A 19951-nucleotide genomic window follows, 5' to 3' on the forward strand; every position below is an offset into this window, starting at 1 on the left:
TGATCGCATAGTTGAACTTGACCTCATATTCAATTTGTAACACACAACACGTTGCAAATGGGAGAGCTGCCCACCTCACAGAGGTGGGCAGCTCTCCCATTGGTCAGCCGGCGTTGGTCACTTCGTGACCGCGACACCAGGAACTGCGTTCGGGTCCTCCCGAACCGATGCGGGATTCGTCTCCCGCAAACGCCATGCCGACGCAAAAGTGATCAATCCCATCACCGCGACGAAGGCTGCGACCAGCGTCGTGGTTCCGGTAGCGGAGATCAGCCAGGTCATGATGAACGGCGTCGATCCGCTGATCAGGATGGCAGCGAGCTGGTAGGCCAGCGAGGCGCCCGAGTAGCGGACGTGCGGCTCGAACAGTTCACCCATGTACGCGGCGATCGGCCCGTAGGTCATCGACTGGAACACGGCAGCCACCGTGACCGCGATCATGAACATCGGCAACGACGCCGTATTGACGAGCATGAAGTACGGGAACGCCCACAGCAGAATCCCCACGCCGCCGATCATGATGAGCGGTCGGCGTCCGACTCTGTCCGACAACGAGCCCGCCCAGATCGTGACCGGAAGCGAGACAAGGCAACTGAGCATGGACCCGATCAGCAATTCGTCTCGATCCATGCCGAGTTCGGCTGTCGCATAACTCAATACGCCCGCAATCGAGATATAGAAGATGGAGTTGGTCGCAGCGAGCAGACCACAGCCCAGCAGGATCGTCCGCCAGTGCTTCTTGACGGCCTCCACCAGCGGCGCCTGTGTGACCTCCTGCCTACCTGCAGAGACTTCCTGTTCCAGCTCCTTGAACTCGTCACTGTCCTCGACGCGCGTCTGGATGAAGTAGACCACCGGGAACAGCACGACGCTGAGCAGGAACGGAATACGCCAACCCCATTCCAGGAACGCCGAATTCGACACCGCGGAACTCGATCCCAAAAAGATCATGTTGCCCAGCAGAACACCGCACGCCACACCCATCTGACCGAAGGTGCCCGCGAAGCCACGCCGCTTGGGACTTGCCGACTCCGTCAGCAACAGCACGATTCCGCCCCATTGGCCGCCACAAGCCAAGCCCTGTAGGAATCGCAATGCGACCAACAGGATCGGTGCCGCGACTCCGATCGTTCCGGCGGTCGGCAGACACCCGATCAGGAACGTCGCCAACCCCATCACGAACAGGCAGACCACCACGACTGGCTTTCGGCCGAACTTGTCACCGTAGTGGCCCGCAATGATCCCGCCGATCGGTCGCGCGACGAAGCCGGCCCAGAAGGTGCTGAACGACAGCAACGTCCCCATCAACGGCGATGAGTCGGGAAAGAAGATGTGCGGGAACACCAGTGCCGCAGCAGTTCCGTAGAGGAAGAAGTCGTACCACTCGATCGAGCTACCGACGAGCCCCGCGGCGAGCAACTTCCGATGCGCTCGCCTTCTTCCCTGCGCGACCTCGTCGCCCTGGGCAACTACTTCTGATGTCATCGATCACTCCTCATTCGGCTTCAGCAGATTGAACTGAATCTGAGTTCATATTCAGAGACGAAGTCAGTGATGTCAATCACTTGAGACAAATTGAAGTGATGTGAATCATCACCCAGCCCGAAAGAGAGCTGGCCTTCAGATCCATAGAGGGGTGCACAACTGAGAGAAGACGTGCAACACTATTCAGAGCACAGTCGTTCACTGAACGGTTGTGACAGCCTCACGAATCATCGCTTCCGAACGGAGCACTGCATGAGTATCCGTCTTCCCGAGGTGATCGGATCGGTCGTCGAAGCAGGCGTCTCGCCGCATCCGGTCGACCGGTACCTCGAACTGCTCGACCCCATGATCACCTGGCGCGATCTGCGCGCAAAGGTTGTCGACGTCACACGTCCGACCTCACGAACCGTCCGCATCACCTTGGCCCCCACCAGGCAGTGGCGCGGCCACCGCGCAGGACAGTTCATCCAGCTCAAGGTGGTTATCGACGGCGTCAGACACGTCCGTTGCTTCTCGCCTGCCAACGCGCAGGGGCACTCCGACGTCATCGAGTTGACCATCACCGCTCACGACGACGGGTTCGTCTCGACGTACCTCCGCGACAATGCGAAAGTCGGCGACGTCTACGGCCTCGAACAAGCCGACGGCGATTTCGTCCTACCGCAGAGTCCGACGGGTCCCGTGGTGTTCGTCAGCGGAGGCAGCGGCGTAACGCCGACGCTGTCGATGCTGAGAACACTTGTAGCCTCAGCGCACGGTGGTCCCGTCACGTTCGTCCATTACGCACGGACGTCCGACGGCGTCGCGTACGCCACAGAACTCAATGCGCTCGCAGCCGCGCACTCGAACGTCGATGTGCGCCTGCGGTACACCCGCGGGTCCCACGGAGATTCCAATGCAGGACACTTCGCACCTGCACATCTCGATGGCATCGCTCTCGACGACGCGGACGTCTTCGTCTGCGGGCCGTCCGCGCTGATGGATGCTGTCATCGACCACCTCACCGACGCCCACCCCACGGCGCGAGTACACAGTGAATCCTTCCGCCCGACTCCGGCGGCGATCATCGATCCCGACGAACCGATCTCCGGCGACGTCGCATTCACGACGTCCGGCAAGGTCGCAGCCAACGACGGCCGCACCATTCTCGATCAGGCGGAATCCGCAGGACTATCTCCCAAGTCGGGCTGCCGAATGGGAATCTGCTTCTCCTGCACCGCAGTAAAGAAATCCGGCTGCACCCGCAACGTGCTGACCGGCGACATCGACAGCGAAGCCGACAAGCAGATTCAGCTCTGTATCAACGCACCTGTCGGCGACGTGGAAATCGAGGTTTAACAATGACTGTCACCACCATCACCCCGTCCGAGCACACCAACGTTCCGCCTGCGCTGCGCGGATCGTCGGACCCCAACACCCTTCATCTGAGCTACGAGCAGGTCGAAGCGCTCGGTCGCGACCTCGACGAGGTGCGCGCGCGCGTCGTCGCCGACCTCGGCACGAAGGACCGCGAATACCTGTACTCGATCATCCGCGCGCAGCGTGGTTTCGAGATCGCTGGCCGCGGGCTGCTGTTCTTCGGTTGGTTCCCCCCTGCCTGGGTCGCCGGTGTCGGCGCACTGAGTGTGTCCAAGATCCTCGACAACATGGAGATCGGGCACAACGTCATGCACGGCCAGTACGACTGGATGCGCGAGGACACCTACAACTCGCGCGAATTCGAGTGGGACACAGTGTGTCCCGCCGACCAGTGGAAGCACAGCCACAACTACATGCACCATACCTTCACCAACATCATCGGTGAGGACCGTGACATCGGCTACGGCATCCTCCGGATGGCCCGCGACCAGAAGTGGAACCCCTACTATCTCGGCAATCTCGGATACGCGACAGCGCTGATGCTGCTGTTCGAGTGGGGTGTGATGCTCCACGACCTCGAGGCCGAGAACATCGTGGCGGGCAAGCGCAAGTGGACCGACATCAAGGGCCTGGTCAAGGGCATGTGGCGTAAGGCGAGCAAGCAGGTCCTCAAGGACTACATCGTCTTCCCCGCGCTGTCGGGTCCGTTCTTCCTCCCGACGCTGCTCGGCAATGCCAGCGCGAACCTGGTGCGCAACATCTGGACGTACTCGATCATCTTCTGCGGCCACTTCCCCACCGGGGCACAGACGTTCAGCGCCGACGAATGCAAGGACGAGACGCGCGGGCAGTGGTATCTGCGACAGATGCTCGGCTCAGCCAACATCACCGGGAGCAGCCTGTTCCACATCATGAGCGGTAACCTCTCGCACCAGATCGAGCACCACCTCTTCCCCGACATCCCCGCGAGCCGCTACCCGACCATCGCCAAGGACGTCCAGGAGATCTGCGAGAAGTACGGCCTGCCGTACAACACCGGCCCTCTGCACCAGCAGTTGGCGTCGACATGGTCGAAGATCGCGAAGCTCTCCCTGCCCAACTTCATGACCTCCGACGACAACGACCTCACCGTCATCGTCGAGCGAGAGAAGTCGGCCGGGGTAGCCTGACGCACATGATCGATCGCTACGAACGCAACAAGGACATCGTCCAGGAGATCGTCGAATCCACCGCAACGCACGTCGGACGGATCGCGACGATCATCACGACTGCGGTCGCCGACGTTGCGCGCGAGGTCGGCGACATCGTCACCGACGGCTTCGAGATGCGTGATGCGGCTCGAAAGGCCAAGGCCGACGACCATCGTGAGGTCGTCGACGCAGAGTTGGTCGACGCGATCGACGATGCCGACGCCACCGAGACGGCGATCCGTGCCATCGAGACCGACCGCAGGGATGCGCCCGAGGAGCACGACCGCGCATAGTTCGTCGCACATTCACGGCGGGGCCTGATCCGATCAGGCCCCGCTGTTGTGCATTCGGAGCCATCTCCGCTGGTCGGCGGGGTTCCGATCATCGTGACGCCAAGGTTGGCGGCAGCAATCGGCCGCGCCGTAATGTTGTGGTGTTTCGCTAGCCTCGTCTGCCTTGGAGTCCCGTGTCCGCACCAGCCATCCTCACCTTCCCCAACCCGGTCAACGAGTATGCCGCCCGGTCGACGGCGGGTCTGGTCGTCATCCTGGCAATCGTTGCCAACGTGGTGAATCACCCCATCGTCTACGCGTTGCTGGCTCTCGGATTCCTGCTGCGCGTGATGGCAGGCCCCAAGCTGTCGCCATTCGGCCAGCTCTCCGTCCGGGTCATCGCGCCCAAGATCTGGCGCAAGAGCAAGCTCGTCCCCGGACCGCCCAAGCGCTTCGCGCAAGCGATCGGACTCGCCTTCTCCACCACCGCGCTGGTTCTGAGCCTGCTCGGCTACGGGCTGGCAGCACAGATCGTCGTCGGCCTGCTGATTGTCGCGGCGGTGCTGGAATCGGTATTCGGATTCTGCCTCGGCTGCGTGATCTTCGGGTTCCTGCAGCAGCGCGGCGTGATCCCCGAGGACGTGTGCGAGGCCTGCAACAACATCTGGCTGCGCAATCCTGAGCAGGCACCCGCCGACACTCACTGAGTTACCCCGGCGCCGATGTAACACTGGCACGGTGGAAAAGCCCGGATACGACGCCCTGGCGCAGCTCTACGCCGACTCCTTCCCGACTCCGTACCAATGTGCCGTCGAACGTGGCATCGCTGAGCGCCAGACACCATCGCGTTCGATCACCGCGTCGCGCCTGCCTGGCGCTGGCATCCGGATGCGCTCGCGCGCGTGCTGTTCGACGCAGGCTTCGACGAAGCGTGGCGGATGATCGCGCAGGCCGACGACACCCATCGATTCGCCGAGTTTCACCTGATGGCGCGGCGTCGATGAAGGTCGTGTTGTGACAGGACTTTTCGCGGCCCAACCAGTGAGGGCCTAGTCCAGCAAGCCCAGGGCAATGCCATCGAGGATGTCGTGCTCGCTGACGACGAGTTCGGAGATGCCTGCGCGTTCGGACAGGACCCGAGCGAGCTCGAGCGTCACCAGCGCCCCACCGCCGATCACATCGACGCGACCGGGATGCATCGGTCCGAGCGCTGCGCGGGCGTCGCGTGTCATCGCGACGAGGTCGTGACAGACGCGGTCGAGGTCGTTGATTCCGATGCGCGACAAGTGGATTGCGTCGGAGTCGTAGACGTCCATCCCCGCATTCACGGCCGCGATGGTGGTGAGTGTTCCCGCCACCCCGACCCAGGTGTGTGCACCCTCGACCGGCACGGCGTCGAATGCGACGGCGAGTCTGTCGTGAATGAACTGCGTGGCGTCGCGAACCTCGTCTGCGGTGGGCGGGTCGGAGTGCAGAGCGCGCTCGGTGGTGCGCACGCATCCGACATCGGCAGAGTACGCAGCCGACACCCCCTCCGCACCGCCGAGCACGACTTCGGTCGAGCCGCCGCCGAGATCGGTCACCACGAACGGCCCTTCGGCAGGATCGAGTTCGCCGACGGCACCGCGGAACGACAGCCGCGCCTCCTCGTCACCGGTGATCACCTCGGCTTGCGCACCCTCGACGACGCAACCGAGGAGCTCCGCGGTCATCGCGAAGAAGACGTCGCGGTTGCGCGCGTCTCGGGTGGCCGACGTGGCAACCATACGAACGCGCTCGACGCCGAGCGAGCGCATCACGTCGACGTAGTCCGAGAGCGCTACGCGAGTTCTCTCGATCGCCTCGTCGGCGAACTGTCCCGTGGCGTCGACCCCCTGCCCGAGGCGCACAACCCGCATCTCGCGGTGCAGATCGCGCAGGCGGAGGTGGTCTCGACAAGCTCGACCAGCGGAACCTTCAGCTCGACCAGCGGAACCTTCAGCTCGACCAGCGGAACCTTCAGCTCGACCAGCGGGTTGGGCATCGCCAGCGGGCTGGGCATCTCGACCAGCAGGGGCGGCGCCGGCGGGAGGGTTGGCCTCCTCTGCGACCAGCAGTCGGATGGAGTTGGTGCCGCAGTCGACGGCGGCGACCACGGTCACCGGTCGGGCTCCGCGTCGTCTTTGGTTGCGGGGATTTCGGGCCAGTCGGCCGGAATCGCCTTGCCGCGCATGCCATTTGCGGCGGCGAGCGCCACGGCCTCGTCGCCGAGGGGATTGACACCCGGCCCCTTCGCCAGCGAGTGGGCGATCAGGACATGGAGGCACTTGACCCGATCCGGCATGCCGCCCCCGGAGAAGTCGGTGCCGAGCGATTCGATGGCGTCGCGTTCGGCGAGGAACGACTCGTGCGCTCGACGGTAGGCGGCGGCGAGGTCGTCGTCGACGGCCAGGCGTGCGGTCATCTCCTTCATCACGCCTGCCGACTCGAGCCGACTCGCCTCCGCGGTCAAGCGGGGATCGGTGAGGTAGTAGAGCGTCGGAAACGGCGTGCCGTCGGGCAGTCGCGGGGTGGTCTTGACGACGGCGGGCACACCGTCCGGAGTGCGATAGCTGACCTCGATCACGCCGCGTGGCTCACGGCCGAGTTGTGTGGCGATGGTGGCGAGGTCGTCGTCGCTCACCTGCTGGCCGGCAGATTGGTTGCCGTCGGATGTACTCACGCGTCTTTGCTACCAGTTCGGGTGTGGCGAACTCAGTGCGACCCCGGCGCGCCGGCTCCGGGCGGGGTCGATACGGACTGCCACAGATTGCCGTACCAGGGGTTGGCTTCGTGTGCCGCTTCGCGCTGACGCTCAGCGCTTCGGGCAGCCTCGTCGGGATAGAGCATGACGAACGGCGTCTCACCCGGCTTGACCAGCTTGAGTCGTTCTCGTGCCTTGGCCTCGATGTAGGCGGGGTCGTTCTGCTCGTTGACCTTTTGCTGGTAGTCGGCGACCTGGTCGCGCAATTGCGCGTTGGACTCCTCGAGTTGGGAGAACTCGGAGTGCTGCGAAAAGTAGGTGCGTAGCGGCATCGCCAAGGTGAGCGCGACGATCCCGACCACCAACGACAACACCACGGCACGCTTCGCGTCGATGTGGTGGAGTCGCTGCGCAATCCGTTCGGTGAATCCCGCCCGTCGTCGCCGCTGTGCCCGCAGCTGCTCGCGTTCGCGTCGAACGTCGGAGAATTCGTCGGCCGCGTCGCTCTCGACATCGGGAAGGTCGTCAGAGTGTTCGTCGGCGACCTCGGCTTCGAAATCGATGACCGCGTCGTCGTAGATCTCCTGTTCGCCGGTCTCGATGACTGAGACCGGCGAACGGCGAGATGTCGACCGCTCACGCCGGGGCGTCTTGCGGGCACGCTCCCGGGAGCGGGGATCGCTCGTCGACGCACGCGTGCGTCGACGTCCTGAGCCCTGTGCCATGGGCTCTAGCTAATCACGAACCGTACGTATATCGGGGGAAGGCGAGGTCTCCCGCGTAGCGTGCCGCGTCGCCGAGGCCCTCTTCGATACGGAGCAACTGGTTGTACTTGGCGACACGCTCGCTGCGCGCGGGTGCGCCGGACTTGATCTGACCGCAGCCGCAGGCGACGGCGAGGTCGGCGATCGTGGTGTCCTCGGTCTCACCCGAACGGTGGCTCATCATCGTCTTGTAGCCGTTGTTGTGGGCGAGCGTGACGGCGTCGAGGGTCTCGGTGAGCGTTCCGATCTGATTGACCTTGACCAGCAACGCATTTGCCGCACCCTTGGAGATGCCCTCTTCGAGACGCTCGGGGTTGGTGACGAACAGATCGTCGCCGACGAGCTGCACCTTGTCGCCGAGCGCGTCGGTCAGCTTGACCCAGCCGTCCCAGTCATCCTCGGACAGGCCGTCCTCGATCGACACGATCGGGAATTCGTCGACGAGCTTCTCGTAGTAGCTGATCATCTCGTCGCTGGAGAGCTTCTTACCCTCGAGGTTGTAGGCGCCGTCGCTGTAGAACTCGGTTGCCGCGGCGTCGAGGGCGATCGCGATGTCGCGGCCGAACTTGTAGCCAGCAGCCTCGACGGCTTCACCGATGACAGCGATGGCCGACGCGGTGTCGGGCAGGTCGGGGGCGAATCCACCCTCGTCGCCGAGCGCCGTGTTCAGGCCGCGCTTGTGCAGCACCGACTTGAGCGAGTGGTAGACCTCAGCACCCCAGCGCAGCGCCTCCTTGAAGGTCGGCGCGCCGATCGGAGCGATCATGAACTCCTGGAAGTCGATGCCGTTGTCGGCGTGCTCGCCGCCGTTGATGATGTTCATCATCGGGACCGGGAGGATGTGGGCGTTGGGGCCGCCGATGTAGCGGAACAGCGGCAGTCCTGCCGACTCTGCGGCACCCTTGGCCACCGCAAGCGACACGCCGAGAATGGCGTTGGCGCCGAGCCTGCTCTTGTCGGGAGTGCCGTCGGCGTCGATGAGGGCCTGGTCGACGAGCCGCTGCTCTTCGGCCTCGATACCGATGACCGCGGGTGCGAGTTCGCTCAACACGCCCTCGACAGCCTTGGTGACGCCCTTTCCGCCGTAACGCTTGCCGCCGTCACGCAGTTCGACGGCCTCGTGCTCACCCGTCGACGCGCCGGATGGCACAGCGGCACGAGTGAACGTGCCGTCGTCGAGGACGACCTCGACCTCGACAGTCGGGTTGCCTCGCGAGTCCAGAATTTCGCGTGCACCAACCTGTTCGATGATTGCCACGGTGTTGCCCCTATCGGTGAACATGTCGGCGCCTCGCGCAGCCGACGGGTACGGGATCAAAGCCTAGTCGGTGAAGTCAACAGTCACGCATCAAGCGCGCAAGGCGGGGGCGTCGAGGCCGGTGCGGCGTTCAGTAGCGGACGTTGATCGAGTACGCGTTGGCGTGATCGCGCACGTCGATGACGTACGCCATCGAATTGTTGTAGACCTTGACCGCCTTCTCCCAACCCTGCGGTGTGGTCATGTCGCCGCCCGCTGACACGCAGAGGTAGCGGGCCGCTGACAGCGCGGCGTCGTCGATGTTGTCCGGATCGGCCTTGCCGTCACCGTTGGCGTCGACGCCGTAGCGTCGCCACGTCTCGGGGATGAACTGGAACGGCCCCATCGCGCGGTCGTGGGTGGCGTCGCCGTCGAGCTTCCCGCCGTCGGTGTCGGGGATCTCCATGTTTCCGCGCGTCCCGTCGAGCGGCACGCCCCGGATCGGTGGGCGGACATCGCCGTTCGGCGCGATCTCGGAGCCTCGGTACCGACCGTGTTTGCTCTCGACGCCCCCGATGCCTGCGAGCGTTGTCCACCCGATCCCGCACTCGGGGTGTTGCTGCCTTTGGATTTCGGCGGCGTTGCCGTAGGACTCCAGCGCGACGAACAGGATACCCGTGGCGTCGGAGATCGGCTTGGCCCAGTCGCGTAGCTGCTCGGCAGTGCGTCCGGGTGCGTTGATGTCGACGAAAGGTACCGGCGTCCCGAGGCCGGGCGGGATGCCGTCGGGAATGTCGGGACGCTTCAGGGAGGGCAGGTCAAGGCACGCCGACGTCAGAATTGCGACGCAGCTGAGAGCGGATATCGAGGCGAGTGCCCGTCGAAGGGTGGTCATCGATTCACCATCGTGCCATTGGTCCCTTGGTGATCTCGCATCGCGCAGCGTAGCCTTAGCTCGCTTACCGTAAGTAAGGCTGTGCTGACCAGCCACAACACAGCAAATCGGACAAACCGGAGAGATACGTGTTCGCGACCCTCATCATCGGCCTCCGCGAGGGGCTCGAGGCGGCGCTCATCGTGGGCATCATCGCGGCCTTCCTCCGACGCCAGGGCCGCACCGACGCTCTGCGCTGGATGTGGGTCGGGGTCGGCGTCGCCGTCGCCATCTGCGTCGCTGTTGCCATTGGACTCGAGGTGCTGTCGCGCGACCTGCCGCAGCGCCAGCAAGAAGGCCTCGAAACCGTCATCGGCGTCATCGCCGTCGCGATGGTCACGTACATGATTGTGTGGATGCGTCAGCACGCACGCGATCTCAAGGGCGACCTGGAGGCCGCGGCCACCGACGCGGTCAACGAGGGTTCGGCGATCGCGTTCGTGATGATGGCATTCCTCGCGGTGCTCCGCGAGGGACTCGAAACGTCGGTTTTCCTCGTCGCGGCTTTCAACGCCAGCAACAACGCCGTGCCGTCGGCGGTGGGCGCGATCCTCGGAATCGGCATAGCCGTGCTCCTGGGCTACGGCATCTATCGCGGTGGCGTCCACATCAACCTCGCCCGCTTCTTCAAGGTCACCGGCCTGCTGCTCGCCCTGGTCGCCGCAGGACTCGTGATGACCGCCTTCCGCACCGCGCACGAGGCGGGCTGGCTCAATGTCGGCCAGCAACAGGTCGTCGACCTGACCTGGCTGGTCCAACCCGGCTCCATCCAATCCTCGCTGCTGACCGGCGTTCTCGGGATTCAGCCGAAGCCTGTGCTCATCGAGGTCGTCGGCTGGGCGGTGTATCTGCTCATCGTCGGCACCATCGTGCTCTGGCCCGCGGGCAAGGCATTCCCCCGACGCGCCGCAGGGCTGGCGTGCGGCGCTCTCGCGGGAGTGCTCGCGATCGCGGCCGTCGTCGTCTTCTCCACCGCGCCGACCGAACCGGAGGGGCCGTCGGACACGATGCGCGCCAGCGTCTCCGGCACGCCGTGGACGTCCGGTGTGCTGACGGGCAAGACCATTCGGGTCCCCGACCCCGTCGCAGTACGCGTCGAGTCCGCCGACGCCACGCAGGCATCGGGCACACTCACCTCAGGATCTGTGTCGACGCCGCTGCCCAAGCTCACTGCCACCGACGACGCGCAGATCGGCTCGACGAGCTACCCGACCTATCAGCAGCTTGCCTCGCCGAACCTCGATATCGCCTCGCTGGTTCCCGACGCTCCCGCGCGCGTCACGCCCGCACAGGTCGCCGCGGGCAACAACGGACGCCTCCCGGTCGGCCTGAACACGCAGACGTTCGGAGCCGACGCACCGGTGATCTACACGGTCACCGCGACGGTGACGACCAGCGTCGACCCAACGTTCCACTCGCCGGTCGCCGCGGATGTCCATTACGTCGTCACCGCGACGGCCACACCCGATTCCGGCGCCGCTGTGGTGCTCGGGAAGGTCGCGACGTTCGACGCCGAGCACACCGCCGATGCCGCAGAACTCGGTGCACTGCAAAACGCCGTCGACCAACGATCGGCACATCACGTCCGCTCGGTCGTAGTACCGCTGTGGCTTGCCGGATGCGCCGTCGTCGCCGCGATCCTGGCCGGACTGCTTCTGGTGCGACGCAGGCGTCCGACGCCGCCGCCCGAACACGAGGATTTGCAGACAGGGACCCTGACCGGCCCCGTTCACACAAAGGAGAAAACCACATGAGGGTGCGACCACTGGTGGCCGTCGGCGCGGCAGCCGTCGCCGTCGTCGGGATCGCGGGCTGTTCGGACAGCTCCGACTCGTCGAACTCGTCGTCGGATGTGAAGACCGTGAAGGTCGAGATCACCGATCAGGGCTGCAAGGCCACCCCGGACAAGGTCGACGCCGGGCCGATCACCTTCGAGATCACCAACACGAACGCGGCAGCGGTCAACGAGGTCGAGCTGATCAAGGACAACCGCATTCTCGCCGAGCGCGAGAACATCGTGCCCGGCATGGCGTCGGTCTCGTTCTCTCACAAGCTCGACGGCGGCACGTACGAGCTGTACTGCCCCGGCGCCACCAACGAAAAGACTCAGTTCACGGTCACCGGCAAGGCCACGGAGGCAACCGGAACCGTCGCGGACAAGCTGAAGACCGCGTCCGCCGACTACAAGGCCTACGTGATCACTCAGGTCAACAGCCTCGTCGAGAACACCAGGACGCTGACCGACGCCGTGAAGGCCAACAACCTCGAGGCCGCACGGGACGCGTATCCCAAGGCCCGCCCGTACTACGAGCGCATCGAGCCGATCGCCGGCGCATTCTGCACCGACGGTTCGACGGACTGCTCCGACAACGCTTCTGTCAGCCTCGATTTCGCGATCGACGCCCGCCCGGATGCAGTTGGTCCCGGCGACAAGTGGGAGGGCTTCCACGTTCTGGAGAAGGCGATCTACCAGGACAAGAACCTCGCGAACATGGGCCCTGTCGCAGCGGAACTGCAGAAGAACGTCGAACTGCTCCAGACCGTCGTCAACAAGCCGGAATTCACCTTCGCTCCCGCTGAAATCGTCAACGGCGCAGGCGATCTACTCGACGAGGTCTCGACGACCAAACTCACCGGTGAGGAAGAGGCGTACTCGCACATCGACACCCTCGACATGCAGGCGAACATCGAGGGCTCCGAGCAGGCCTTCGCCATGGTCAAGCCTGCGCTGAAGGAGATCGATCCGCAGCTCACGCAGACCATCACCGACGCGTTCGCCAGGGTCGATTCTCTGATCGACACCTTCCGCGACCCCAACGAGCCCGGCGGCTTCAAGAACTTCACGCAGGTGACCGCCGAGCAGAAGCGCGAGATGGCAGCCGCCATCGTCGCCGTCAAGGATCCGCTGGCGCAGGCCGGCGGAAAGATCGCCGCAGCGAGCTGATGTGATGTCCGCCGACGACAACATTCCGACGCAGCAACCGGATGACGCCACCCCATCCGACCAGACCGCCGACACGTCCAGCAGTGGACGTGGACCGCGCTTGGGACGCAGGGGATTTCTCGGTGCCGCCGGCCTCGCGGGGGTTGTCGTCGGCGGCGCTGCGGGTGGCGCCATCGGTTACGCCGCCGCACCCAAACCGACGGATACCGCGTCGGAAATCGTCGACTTCTACGGCGAGCACCAAGCGGGAATCACTACGCCCCAACAGAATTCACTCGTATTCGCTGCGTTCGACGTCGCCGACTCGGTGACAACGCAGCAGCTCGAGGTGATGCTCGCACGGTGGGCCGCCGCGGCAAGCCTGCTCACACAGGGCAAGCCGGTCGGACCGGTGGAGACCCGTCCTGGTTCACCTCCCGCGGACACCGGCGAGGCCTTCGACCTCGGCCCGAACAAACTCACGATCACAGTGGGCTTCGGCCCAACTCTGTTCGACGATCGATTCGGCCTGCGCGACAAGATGCCCGCCGCACTGAAACCGTTGGGGCAGTTGGCAGTTGACACGACGATCGATCCGTCGATCAGCGGCGGCGACATCTGCGTGCAAGCGTGCTCCGAAGACCCACAGGTCGCTTTTCACGCCGTCCGCAACCTTGCCCGGATCGGCCGCACCGTTGTCACGCTGCGCTGGCTCCAAGAGGGTTTCGGGCGCGCATCCGCCACGTCGACTTCGCAGGTGACACCGCGGAACCTGTTCGGATTCAAGGACGGAACGGCGAACATCAAGGCCGAGGACCCGAGCGTCGCCAAAGAATGGGTGTGGGTCGGCGACGAGACCGATCAGCCGTGGATGAAGGGCGGCTCGTATCTGGTGTCGCGCAAAATCCGCATGCACATAGAGGCATGGGACTCCGACGACATCGGCAACCAGGAGTTGATCTTCGGCCGCACCAAGGACAACGGCGCTCCCCTGTCGGGTGGCAGCGAGTTCACCACGATCGACTTCCACAAACGACTCGACACCGGCAAGTACGCAGTCGACCGGTTCTCGCACGTGCGACTCGCACACCCCGACAACAACGGCGGCGCCCAGATCCTGCGTCGCGGTTACAACTACACCGACGGAATCGACACCCGCACAGGAACTCTGGCCGCAGGACTGTTCTTCATCGCGTACCAGAAGAACGCGCACGAGCAGTTCGTCCGCATCCAGAACAACCTCGCCCAGGACGGACTCAACGAGTACATCGCACCCATTTCGAGCTCACTGTTCGCCATCCCGCCGGGCCTGTCGGAGATCGGCGACTGGTACGGCAAGAAGCTCTTCGGGTACACGGACTAGCGCGGCGTCGTCGGCGCGGCGTCGTCGGGGCCGGGTCGTCGGGGCGGACCGCCCACCCACCCGCGCGGAAAGTAGGGGAAGAATTCTTCCCCCAGTTCCTGAGGTTTCCCCGCGACACATCCCGAGGAAACGCACACAACCCGCGGAAGAAGCGTTTCCCCGAGTTTCTGCACCATGGGGCACCCGCACGCCCGCGCAGAAAGTCGCGGAAGAATTCTTTCCCCCAGTTCCTGAGGTTTCCCCGCGACACTTCTCGAGAAAACACACACAACCCGCGGAAGAAGCCTTTCCCCTAGTTTCTGCACGCTTGCTCAGGCCAGCAGACCCGCGCAGAAGAAACCCTTCCCCTACTCCCCGCGCCCTCGGACCGCACCCGACCGCCCGCTGATCGAGCCTGTCGAGATCACTCGGCCAGGACGCCCCGGCGGACCAGCTCGTCGACGACGCGGCCGGCTAGTTCTGCGATGTCGGCGCCGGTGGTGTCGAAGCGCAGGTCGGGGTTCTCGGGCTTCTCGTATGGCGCGTCGACTCCCGTGAGTCCCTTGAGTTCGCCACGCCGCGCGCGTTCGTAGAGGCCCTTGGGGTCGCGGCGTTCGCACTCCCCGACCGGCGTCGACACGTGCACCTCGATGAAGTCGAGGTCGGCGGCGTCGTGCAGTTCGCGGGCGATCTCGCGGTCGGACCGCAATGGCGAGACCATCGACGCGATCGCGATCACCCCGGCGTCGGCGAACAGACGCGCGAGATGCCCTACGCGCCTGATGTTCTCGGCGCGGTCGCCGGGCGAGAAGCCGAGATCGTCGGAGATCCCGTGCCTGATGTTGTCGCCGTCGACGAGGTAGGCGACGCGGGCACGATTCACCAGTTCGCGTTCGAGCGCGACAGCAACCGTCGACTTACCGGAAGCGGGTAGGCCGGTGAGCCACACCGTCGCTCCGCGCTGGCCGGTCTTGGTCCAGCGCTCGTTGCGGCTCAACGCACTCGGGTGCCACTTGATGTCGTTGCGGGTCGCCTTGCCCGGAATCACCTCGCGCGGCTCGAGGATCGTTCCCGCACCGACCGTGTCGTTCGACGCCTCGTCGATCAGGATGAACGCGCCCGTGTCGCGGTTGCTCGCATACGGATCGGCAACCACAACCGACGACGTCCGCAGCGTGAGTGTGCCGATGTCGTTGAGCGCCAACTCCGACGGCCCGACCTGCTCGAGCAGTGTCTCCGGATCGAGTTTGCGCTCGAGCGCCTGAACCGTCGCGCGTACCGTCGACGCACCCTGCTTGAGCGCGACACGATCGCCCGCGTGGAGCGGAGTCTCCGACAGCCAGCAGACCGTCGCCGACAGTTCGCGTGCGGCCACGGGCAGATGCGCATCCTCGGCCCCGCTGACGATCACGTCGCCACGGCCGACGTCGATGTCGTCTGCCAACTGCACCGAAACAGACAGCGGCGCAACGGCTGTCGACCGAGCCGGATCGAGCGTGTCGAGCGCGGTCACGGTGGTGCGTGATCCCGACGGCAGTACGAGAACAGGATCGCCGACGTCGAGGGTTCCCGCGGCAACGCGACCGGTGTAACTACGCTTGCCGTCGGCTCCCGGCCGAGACACCCACTGGATGGGCAGACGCAGTTCGCGCGCAACGGGATTGGGCGCGTGCAGCTCGATACCCTCCAGGTATTCGAGCAGTGTCGGGCCGGTGTACCAGGGCGTGTTCTCCGACTTGTTCACGACGTTGTCGCCGAGCTTCGCCGCGACCGGGATCGCGGTGATCTCCGCTGCACCGACATTCGTGGCCAGTTCGTTGAGGTCTGCGACCAACTCTGCGAATCGCTCGGCGGAGAAGTCGACGAGATCGATCTTGTTGACCGCGGCGACGATGTGCGGGACACCGACCAACGTGGCGATACGCGCATGCCGACGGGTTTGGCGTAGCAAGCCTTTTCGTGCGTCGACGAGCAATACCGCGACATGAGCGTTCGATGCTCCGGTGAACGTGTTGCGGGTGTAGCGCTCATGCCCCGGGGTATCGGCGAGCACGTAGCTACGTGTGGGACTCGAGAAGAACCGGTAGGCGACGTCGATGGTGATGCCCTGCTCACGTTCGGCCCGCAGGCCGTCGGACAGTGCGGCCAGATCGACGTCGCCGTCGTCGGACGTGACTCCCTCGAGGTGATCTGTCGGCAGTGAGCCGGTGTCGTGCAGGATGCGGCCGATGAGCGTCGACTTACCGTCGTCGACGCTGCCTGCGGTCGCCAGACGCAGAATCTGCCGTCGACGCGTGGGAACGCCTGTCCCCAATGGGGTTTCGCTTCGCTGCGCATCCTCGGAAGGATCGCGGGTCACGGTCTCGGTCATCAGAAGTAACCCTCTCGTTTGCGGTCCTCCATGGCGGCCGACGACGTGCGATCGTCGGCGCGGGTCTCACCGCGTTCGGATACCGTTGCGGCACTGATCTCTTCGATGATCTCGGGGATCGTTGTCGCACGCGAGCGCACCGCGCCGGTGATCGTCAGGTCACCGACCGTGCGGTAGCGCACCCACTCCGTGCTGACATCGTCGGAGGAATCCGGCTGCGAGTAGGGCGACACGGTGAGCAATATGCCGTCACGGTCGAACACCTCGCGCTCGGCCGCATAGTAGATCGGCGGAAGGTCGAGGTCCTCGAGTTCGATGTAGCGCCAGATGTCGGTTTCGGTCCAATTCGACAGTGGGAACACACGAACCGATTCGCCGCGTCGGATACGTCCGTTGTAGAGCGACCACGGTTCGGGACGTTGAGCGCGCGGGTCCCACTGGCCGAACTCGTCGCGGAAGCTGAACACCCGCTCCTTGGCACGCGCGCGGTCTTCGTCGCGTCGGGCACCGCCGAACGCGGCGTCGAATCGTCCCTCCTCCAACGCGTCGAGGAGCACGCGAGTCTGGAGCCGGTTGCGCGAACCCGACGGATCGGTCGACTCCGCCACGCGTCCCGCGGCGATGGCGTCGGGAACCGATGCGACGATGAGTTTGATTCCGTCGGGGTTGTCGGCGGTCGGCGCGACCCGACGGTCGCGGAACTCGATCACCTCGTCGAAGTTGTGTCCGGTGTCGACGTGCAGGATCGGAAACGGCAGCGGGTGTGGGCGAAATGCCTTCTCCGCCAATCGGAGAAGCACGATCGAGTCCTTGCCGCCGGAGAACAGCAGCACTGGACGTTCGAGTTCTGCCGCCACTTCGCGAATGATGTGCACGGCCTCGGACTCGAGTACCCGCAATGCGGATACGTGGTCGAGGTCGGCTGCGGCGTCGATCTGCGTGGTCATTGCGGGTATCCGTTCCGCACCGCGTCGTCGCGGTACCGCTCGACCCACTCCTTGGAGCGGGCATTGGACTGTGGCTTCAACGGCGGCGGGGGCGCCAGCGCAGGGTCTTGACCCAATGCGGAGAGAACGCGAGCTGTGGTGCCCGATGGGTCCTTGGTGAGTTCACCGAACTCGATGTCGAGGGGCTCGATGCGCTCCGCGGCGAACCACTCGCGCCACGACTTCTCCTGCGCCAGCAGTATTTCCGCGAGATGGGCAATACCTTCGGCGTTGTAGACGGCCGCGTCTTCGGAGGCATCGCCGTCGTGTCGCCACACTCGCGTCTGCACCGCACGCCACATCGACACTGCCTGTGGCACAACGTCTTCCCGGTAGACATGCACGTACAGCGGATCGTCGCCCAACAGGGTGCGGATGGCGGTGCGCAGCGAACCCGACCCGGTCCGCGTTCGCGAGATCAGCAGGGGCGTCTGATTCCACATGAGTTTGCCACCCCAGACCCCGTTCGACGTCCGGCCCGCGGCAAAGACGTCGTCGCGCCACTGTGCGGAGGTTCTGGTGTCGACGACCCCGTCGTCGAGTTCGTCGAGAACGTCGATGATCTCGGGGTCGTGGACGTCCGCGAACCATTCACGTGGTTGCGGCGCTTGTGATGTCGCGGGGAAGTATTGGAAGAACTCCTCGGGAGTCCCGGCGACCCCCGTCTCGGCGAGAGACTCGACGAGGAGGGTGCTCCCGCTGCGCTGACTGGCGCACACGAGGTAGTTGTCGACTGGCGGCACCCGCTCAGTCTAACCAGCCCGAAACCGCCCGCAACCTGGGCAATTAGGCGCTCGACGGTCCAAACTATTTACAAAACTCGACGTCTGTGTGTCAGCCCTGCGTGGTGGGTGCATCAGCAGATCGGCGAGCCTCGTCGTCGACCTCGCCCTGCTGGATCTCACCGGTGAGATCGCGCTCACGTCCGAGCGGGCGCCGCGACGGAAGTGCCTGCTCGTCGGGTGGGGTCTCGACGGCTTGTTCGAAGTAGCGCGTCATGAACTCATCCGCGATGGCAGTCCCCGCGCTCTCGTCCGGGAGCGCGTCGTGAGTGTCGGCTCGCCACTGGGCCAACCGTGCCGCGAGTTCTGCGCGGACGTGCGCGAAATCCGGATCGTCGGCGAGATTGGTGCGCTCCCAGGGATCGTGCTCGAGATCGTAGAGTTCGACGGCCGGCCGTTCCGCTGTGATGACCGACGCGTCGATCGACCGCGCGGACGGACTGTCGGCGATGTCGAGCGGGAGCAGCAACGCCGGGCGATGCGCGTAGTTCTCGATATAGCTGTACTTCTTTGTCCGAATCGCCCGGATCGGGTCGTAGGCGTCGTGATACGTCTTCTCCGTGAACACCGCCCCGCGTATCGGCTCTTGCGCGTTGCGCACGATCTCGGGGGCATGCGAGACGCCGTCGACGTCGGCAGGGGCGTCGAGGCCGAGAAGGTCGAGAATCGTCGGAGTGAGGTCGACACCCGAGAACAGGTCGTCGTACACGCGCGGTTCGATCGCGCGCCCCGTCGGAGGCCGCACGATCAGCGCGACGCCGGTCCCCTCCGCATAGAGCGTCGATTTTGCTCGCGGGAACGCCAGACCGTGGTCTGTGATGAAGACGATCCAGGTGTTGTGGTCGAGTCCGAGATCGGCGACGGTGTCGAGGAGGCGACCCACCGCGTCGTCGGCGTTCGAGATGCTGCCGTGCAGGCCGGCGAGATCTTCGCGCACATCGTCGGTGTCTGGGAGGAAACCGGGTACCTCGATGCCCGAGGTGTCGGGATGCTTGTACTCGTCGACGGGGTAGGGGCGATGGGTCTCGAAGAAGCCTGCGGTGAGCAGAAATGGTTGGGCCGCTTGCTCGTTCGCGGTTCGCTCGACATACCTGCGCAGCCAGCGCTGCGACTCGTCGACCACGTGATCACATCGGGAGTCGGAGACGTCGACGGTGTCGAAGCCGAGTCGTTGCGGATCGGAGCTCTCGTGCTGCATGCCGAACAGCACGGTCCGATACCCGGCGTCGCCCAGCAGGGCTGGCAGTGTCTGCACGCCGTCGCGGTACTCGAACCCGTGATGAGCGAGGCCGACGAGTCCGTTGTGATGCGGGTACTGACCGGTGAAGAGCGACCCACGAGCCGGTGAGCACAGCGGCGCGGTGGCGTGGGCGTCGGTGAACAGGATTCCCTCCGACGCCAAGGCATCCATGTTCGGACTCTCGACACCGTCGGCCCCGTAGCACGCGAGATGACGCCCGAGGTCGTGCCAGTGCACGAAGATGACGTTCTCCCGCGTGGGGCCTGAGGCGCTGCCGGTGTTGTCGAAAGGCATTTACCCATGATGCACCCGCCGTTTCCGCACGTGGCGGCGGGTGGCACGCC

Annotated in this window: 17 protein-coding genes; 7 read left to right on the forward strand and 10 right to left on the reverse strand. The window is 64.8% G+C overall.

Annotated elements, in window-relative coordinates:
* Positions 1-117: 117 nt before the first annotated feature.
* Positions 118-1485 (reverse strand): MFS transporter, encoded by a 1368-nt coding sequence (locus A5785_RS13990; RefSeq protein ID WP_005208363.1) that lies wholly within the window; start codon positions 1483-1485, stop codon positions 118-120.
* Between the two features lie 252 nt (positions 1486-1737).
* Here A5785_RS13990 and A5785_RS13995 point away from each other — a divergent pair, with 252 nt between their 5' ends.
* From A5785_RS13995 to A5785_RS14010, 4 genes are all read left to right on the forward strand, one after another.
* On the forward strand, positions 1738-2823 hold the full coding sequence (locus tag A5785_RS13995) for a ferredoxin reductase (RefSeq protein ID WP_064867034.1): 1086 nt from the start codon (positions 1738-1740) through the stop codon (positions 2821-2823).
* Between the two features lie 2 nt (positions 2824-2825).
* Positions 2826-4013: a fatty acid desaturase family protein gene (locus A5785_RS14000; RefSeq protein WP_005208365.1), complete on the forward strand. Its 1188-nt coding sequence runs from the start codon at positions 2826-2828 to the stop codon at positions 4011-4013.
* 5 nt (positions 4014-4018) lie between these two features.
* A complete protein-coding gene (locus tag A5785_RS14005; RefSeq protein ID WP_005208366.1) occupies positions 4019-4327 on the forward strand; it encodes a hypothetical protein in 309 nt (102 codons plus the stop codon).
* 173 nt (positions 4328-4500) lie between these two features.
* Positions 4501-5013 carry a DUF4395 domain-containing protein gene (locus tag A5785_RS14010; protein WP_005208367.1) on the forward strand — a complete coding sequence of 171 codons (513 nt, stop codon included), beginning with the start codon at positions 4501-4503 and terminating at the stop codon, positions 5011-5013.
* A gap of 342 nt (positions 5014-5355) precedes the next feature.
* On the opposite strand, the gene A5785_RS14020 is transcribed toward A5785_RS14010, so the two are convergent.
* From A5785_RS14020 to A5785_RS14040, 5 genes are all read right to left on the reverse strand, one after another.
* Complete coding sequence (locus A5785_RS14020) at positions 5356-6447, reverse strand: Ppx/GppA phosphatase family protein (RefSeq protein ID WP_269449593.1); 1092 nt, start codon at positions 6445-6447, stop codon at positions 5356-5358.
* A complete protein-coding gene (locus A5785_RS14025; protein WP_064867038.1) occupies positions 6444-7007 on the reverse strand; it encodes a DUF501 domain-containing protein in 564 nt (187 codons plus the stop codon). The genes A5785_RS14020 and A5785_RS14025 overlap by 4 nt, the downstream gene beginning before the upstream one ends.
* Positions 7008-7039: 32 nt before the next feature.
* Positions 7040-7753 carry an FtsB family cell division protein gene (locus A5785_RS14030; protein ID WP_064867040.1) on the reverse strand — a complete coding sequence of 238 codons (714 nt, stop codon included), beginning with the start codon at positions 7751-7753 and terminating at the stop codon, positions 7040-7042.
* Positions 7754-7766: 13 nt separating this feature from the next.
* Positions 7767-9050 carry a phosphopyruvate hydratase gene (eno, locus tag A5785_RS14035; protein WP_064867077.1) on the reverse strand — a complete coding sequence of 428 codons (1284 nt, stop codon included), beginning with the start codon at positions 9048-9050 and terminating at the stop codon, positions 7767-7769.
* A 130-nt stretch (positions 9051-9180) separates the two neighbouring features.
* Complete coding sequence (locus A5785_RS14040) at positions 9181-9924, reverse strand: lytic transglycosylase domain-containing protein (RefSeq protein WP_064867042.1); 744 nt, start codon at positions 9922-9924, stop codon at positions 9181-9183.
* A gap of 128 nt (positions 9925-10052) precedes the next feature.
* Between A5785_RS14040 and efeU the strand changes: the two genes are divergently transcribed.
* From efeU to efeB, 3 genes are read left to right on the forward strand one after another with little or no spacing between them, the layout of a single operon-like run.
* Complete coding sequence (efeU, locus tag A5785_RS14045) at positions 10053-11717, forward strand: iron uptake transporter permease EfeU (RefSeq protein WP_064867044.1); 1665 nt, start codon at positions 10053-10055, stop codon at positions 11715-11717.
* Entirely contained in the window at positions 11714-12907 is a 1194-nt protein-coding gene (efeO, locus tag A5785_RS14050) for an iron uptake system protein EfeO (RefSeq protein ID WP_064867046.1), read from the forward strand. Before efeU ends, efeO begins: the two co-directional genes overlap by 4 nt.
* A 4-nt stretch (positions 12908-12911) precedes the next feature.
* Positions 12912-14249, forward strand: a complete 1338-nt coding sequence (gene efeB, locus A5785_RS14055) for an iron uptake transporter deferrochelatase/peroxidase subunit (RefSeq protein ID WP_064867079.1) — start codon at positions 12912-12914, stop codon at positions 14247-14249.
* A 403-nt stretch (positions 14250-14652) separates the two neighbouring features.
* On the opposite strand, the gene cysC is transcribed toward efeB, so the two are convergent.
* From cysC to A5785_RS14075, 4 genes are all read right to left on the reverse strand, one after another.
* Positions 14653-16599, reverse strand: a complete 1947-nt coding sequence (gene cysC / locus A5785_RS14060; RefSeq protein ID WP_231894568.1) for an adenylyl-sulfate kinase — start codon at positions 16597-16599, stop codon at positions 14653-14655.
* Positions 16599-17546, reverse strand: coding sequence for a sulfate adenylyltransferase subunit CysD (gene cysD, locus A5785_RS14065; RefSeq protein WP_064867048.1), 948 nt, complete (start codon positions 17544-17546; stop codon positions 16599-16601). The genes cysC and cysD overlap by 1 nt, the downstream gene beginning before the upstream one ends.
* Positions 17543-18328, reverse strand: coding sequence for a trehalose 2-sulfotransferase (gene stf0, locus A5785_RS14070; protein ID WP_064867050.1), 786 nt, complete (start codon positions 18326-18328; stop codon positions 17543-17545). The genes cysD and stf0 overlap by 4 nt, the downstream gene beginning before the upstream one ends.
* A 91-nt stretch (positions 18329-18419) precedes the next feature.
* The gene (locus A5785_RS14075) at positions 18420-19901 is read right to left on the reverse strand and encodes a sulfatase family protein (RefSeq protein ID WP_064867052.1); all 1482 of its coding nucleotides are present in this window, start codon (positions 19899-19901) and stop codon (positions 18420-18422) included.
* Between the last annotated feature and the right edge of the window lie 50 nt (positions 19902-19951).

This window comes from Gordonia sp. 852002-50395_SCH5434458 (assembly GCF_001665905.1).
In the GTDB taxonomy this organism is placed as follows: Bacteria; Actinomycetota; Actinomycetes; order Mycobacteriales; family Mycobacteriaceae; genus Gordonia; species Gordonia jacobaea.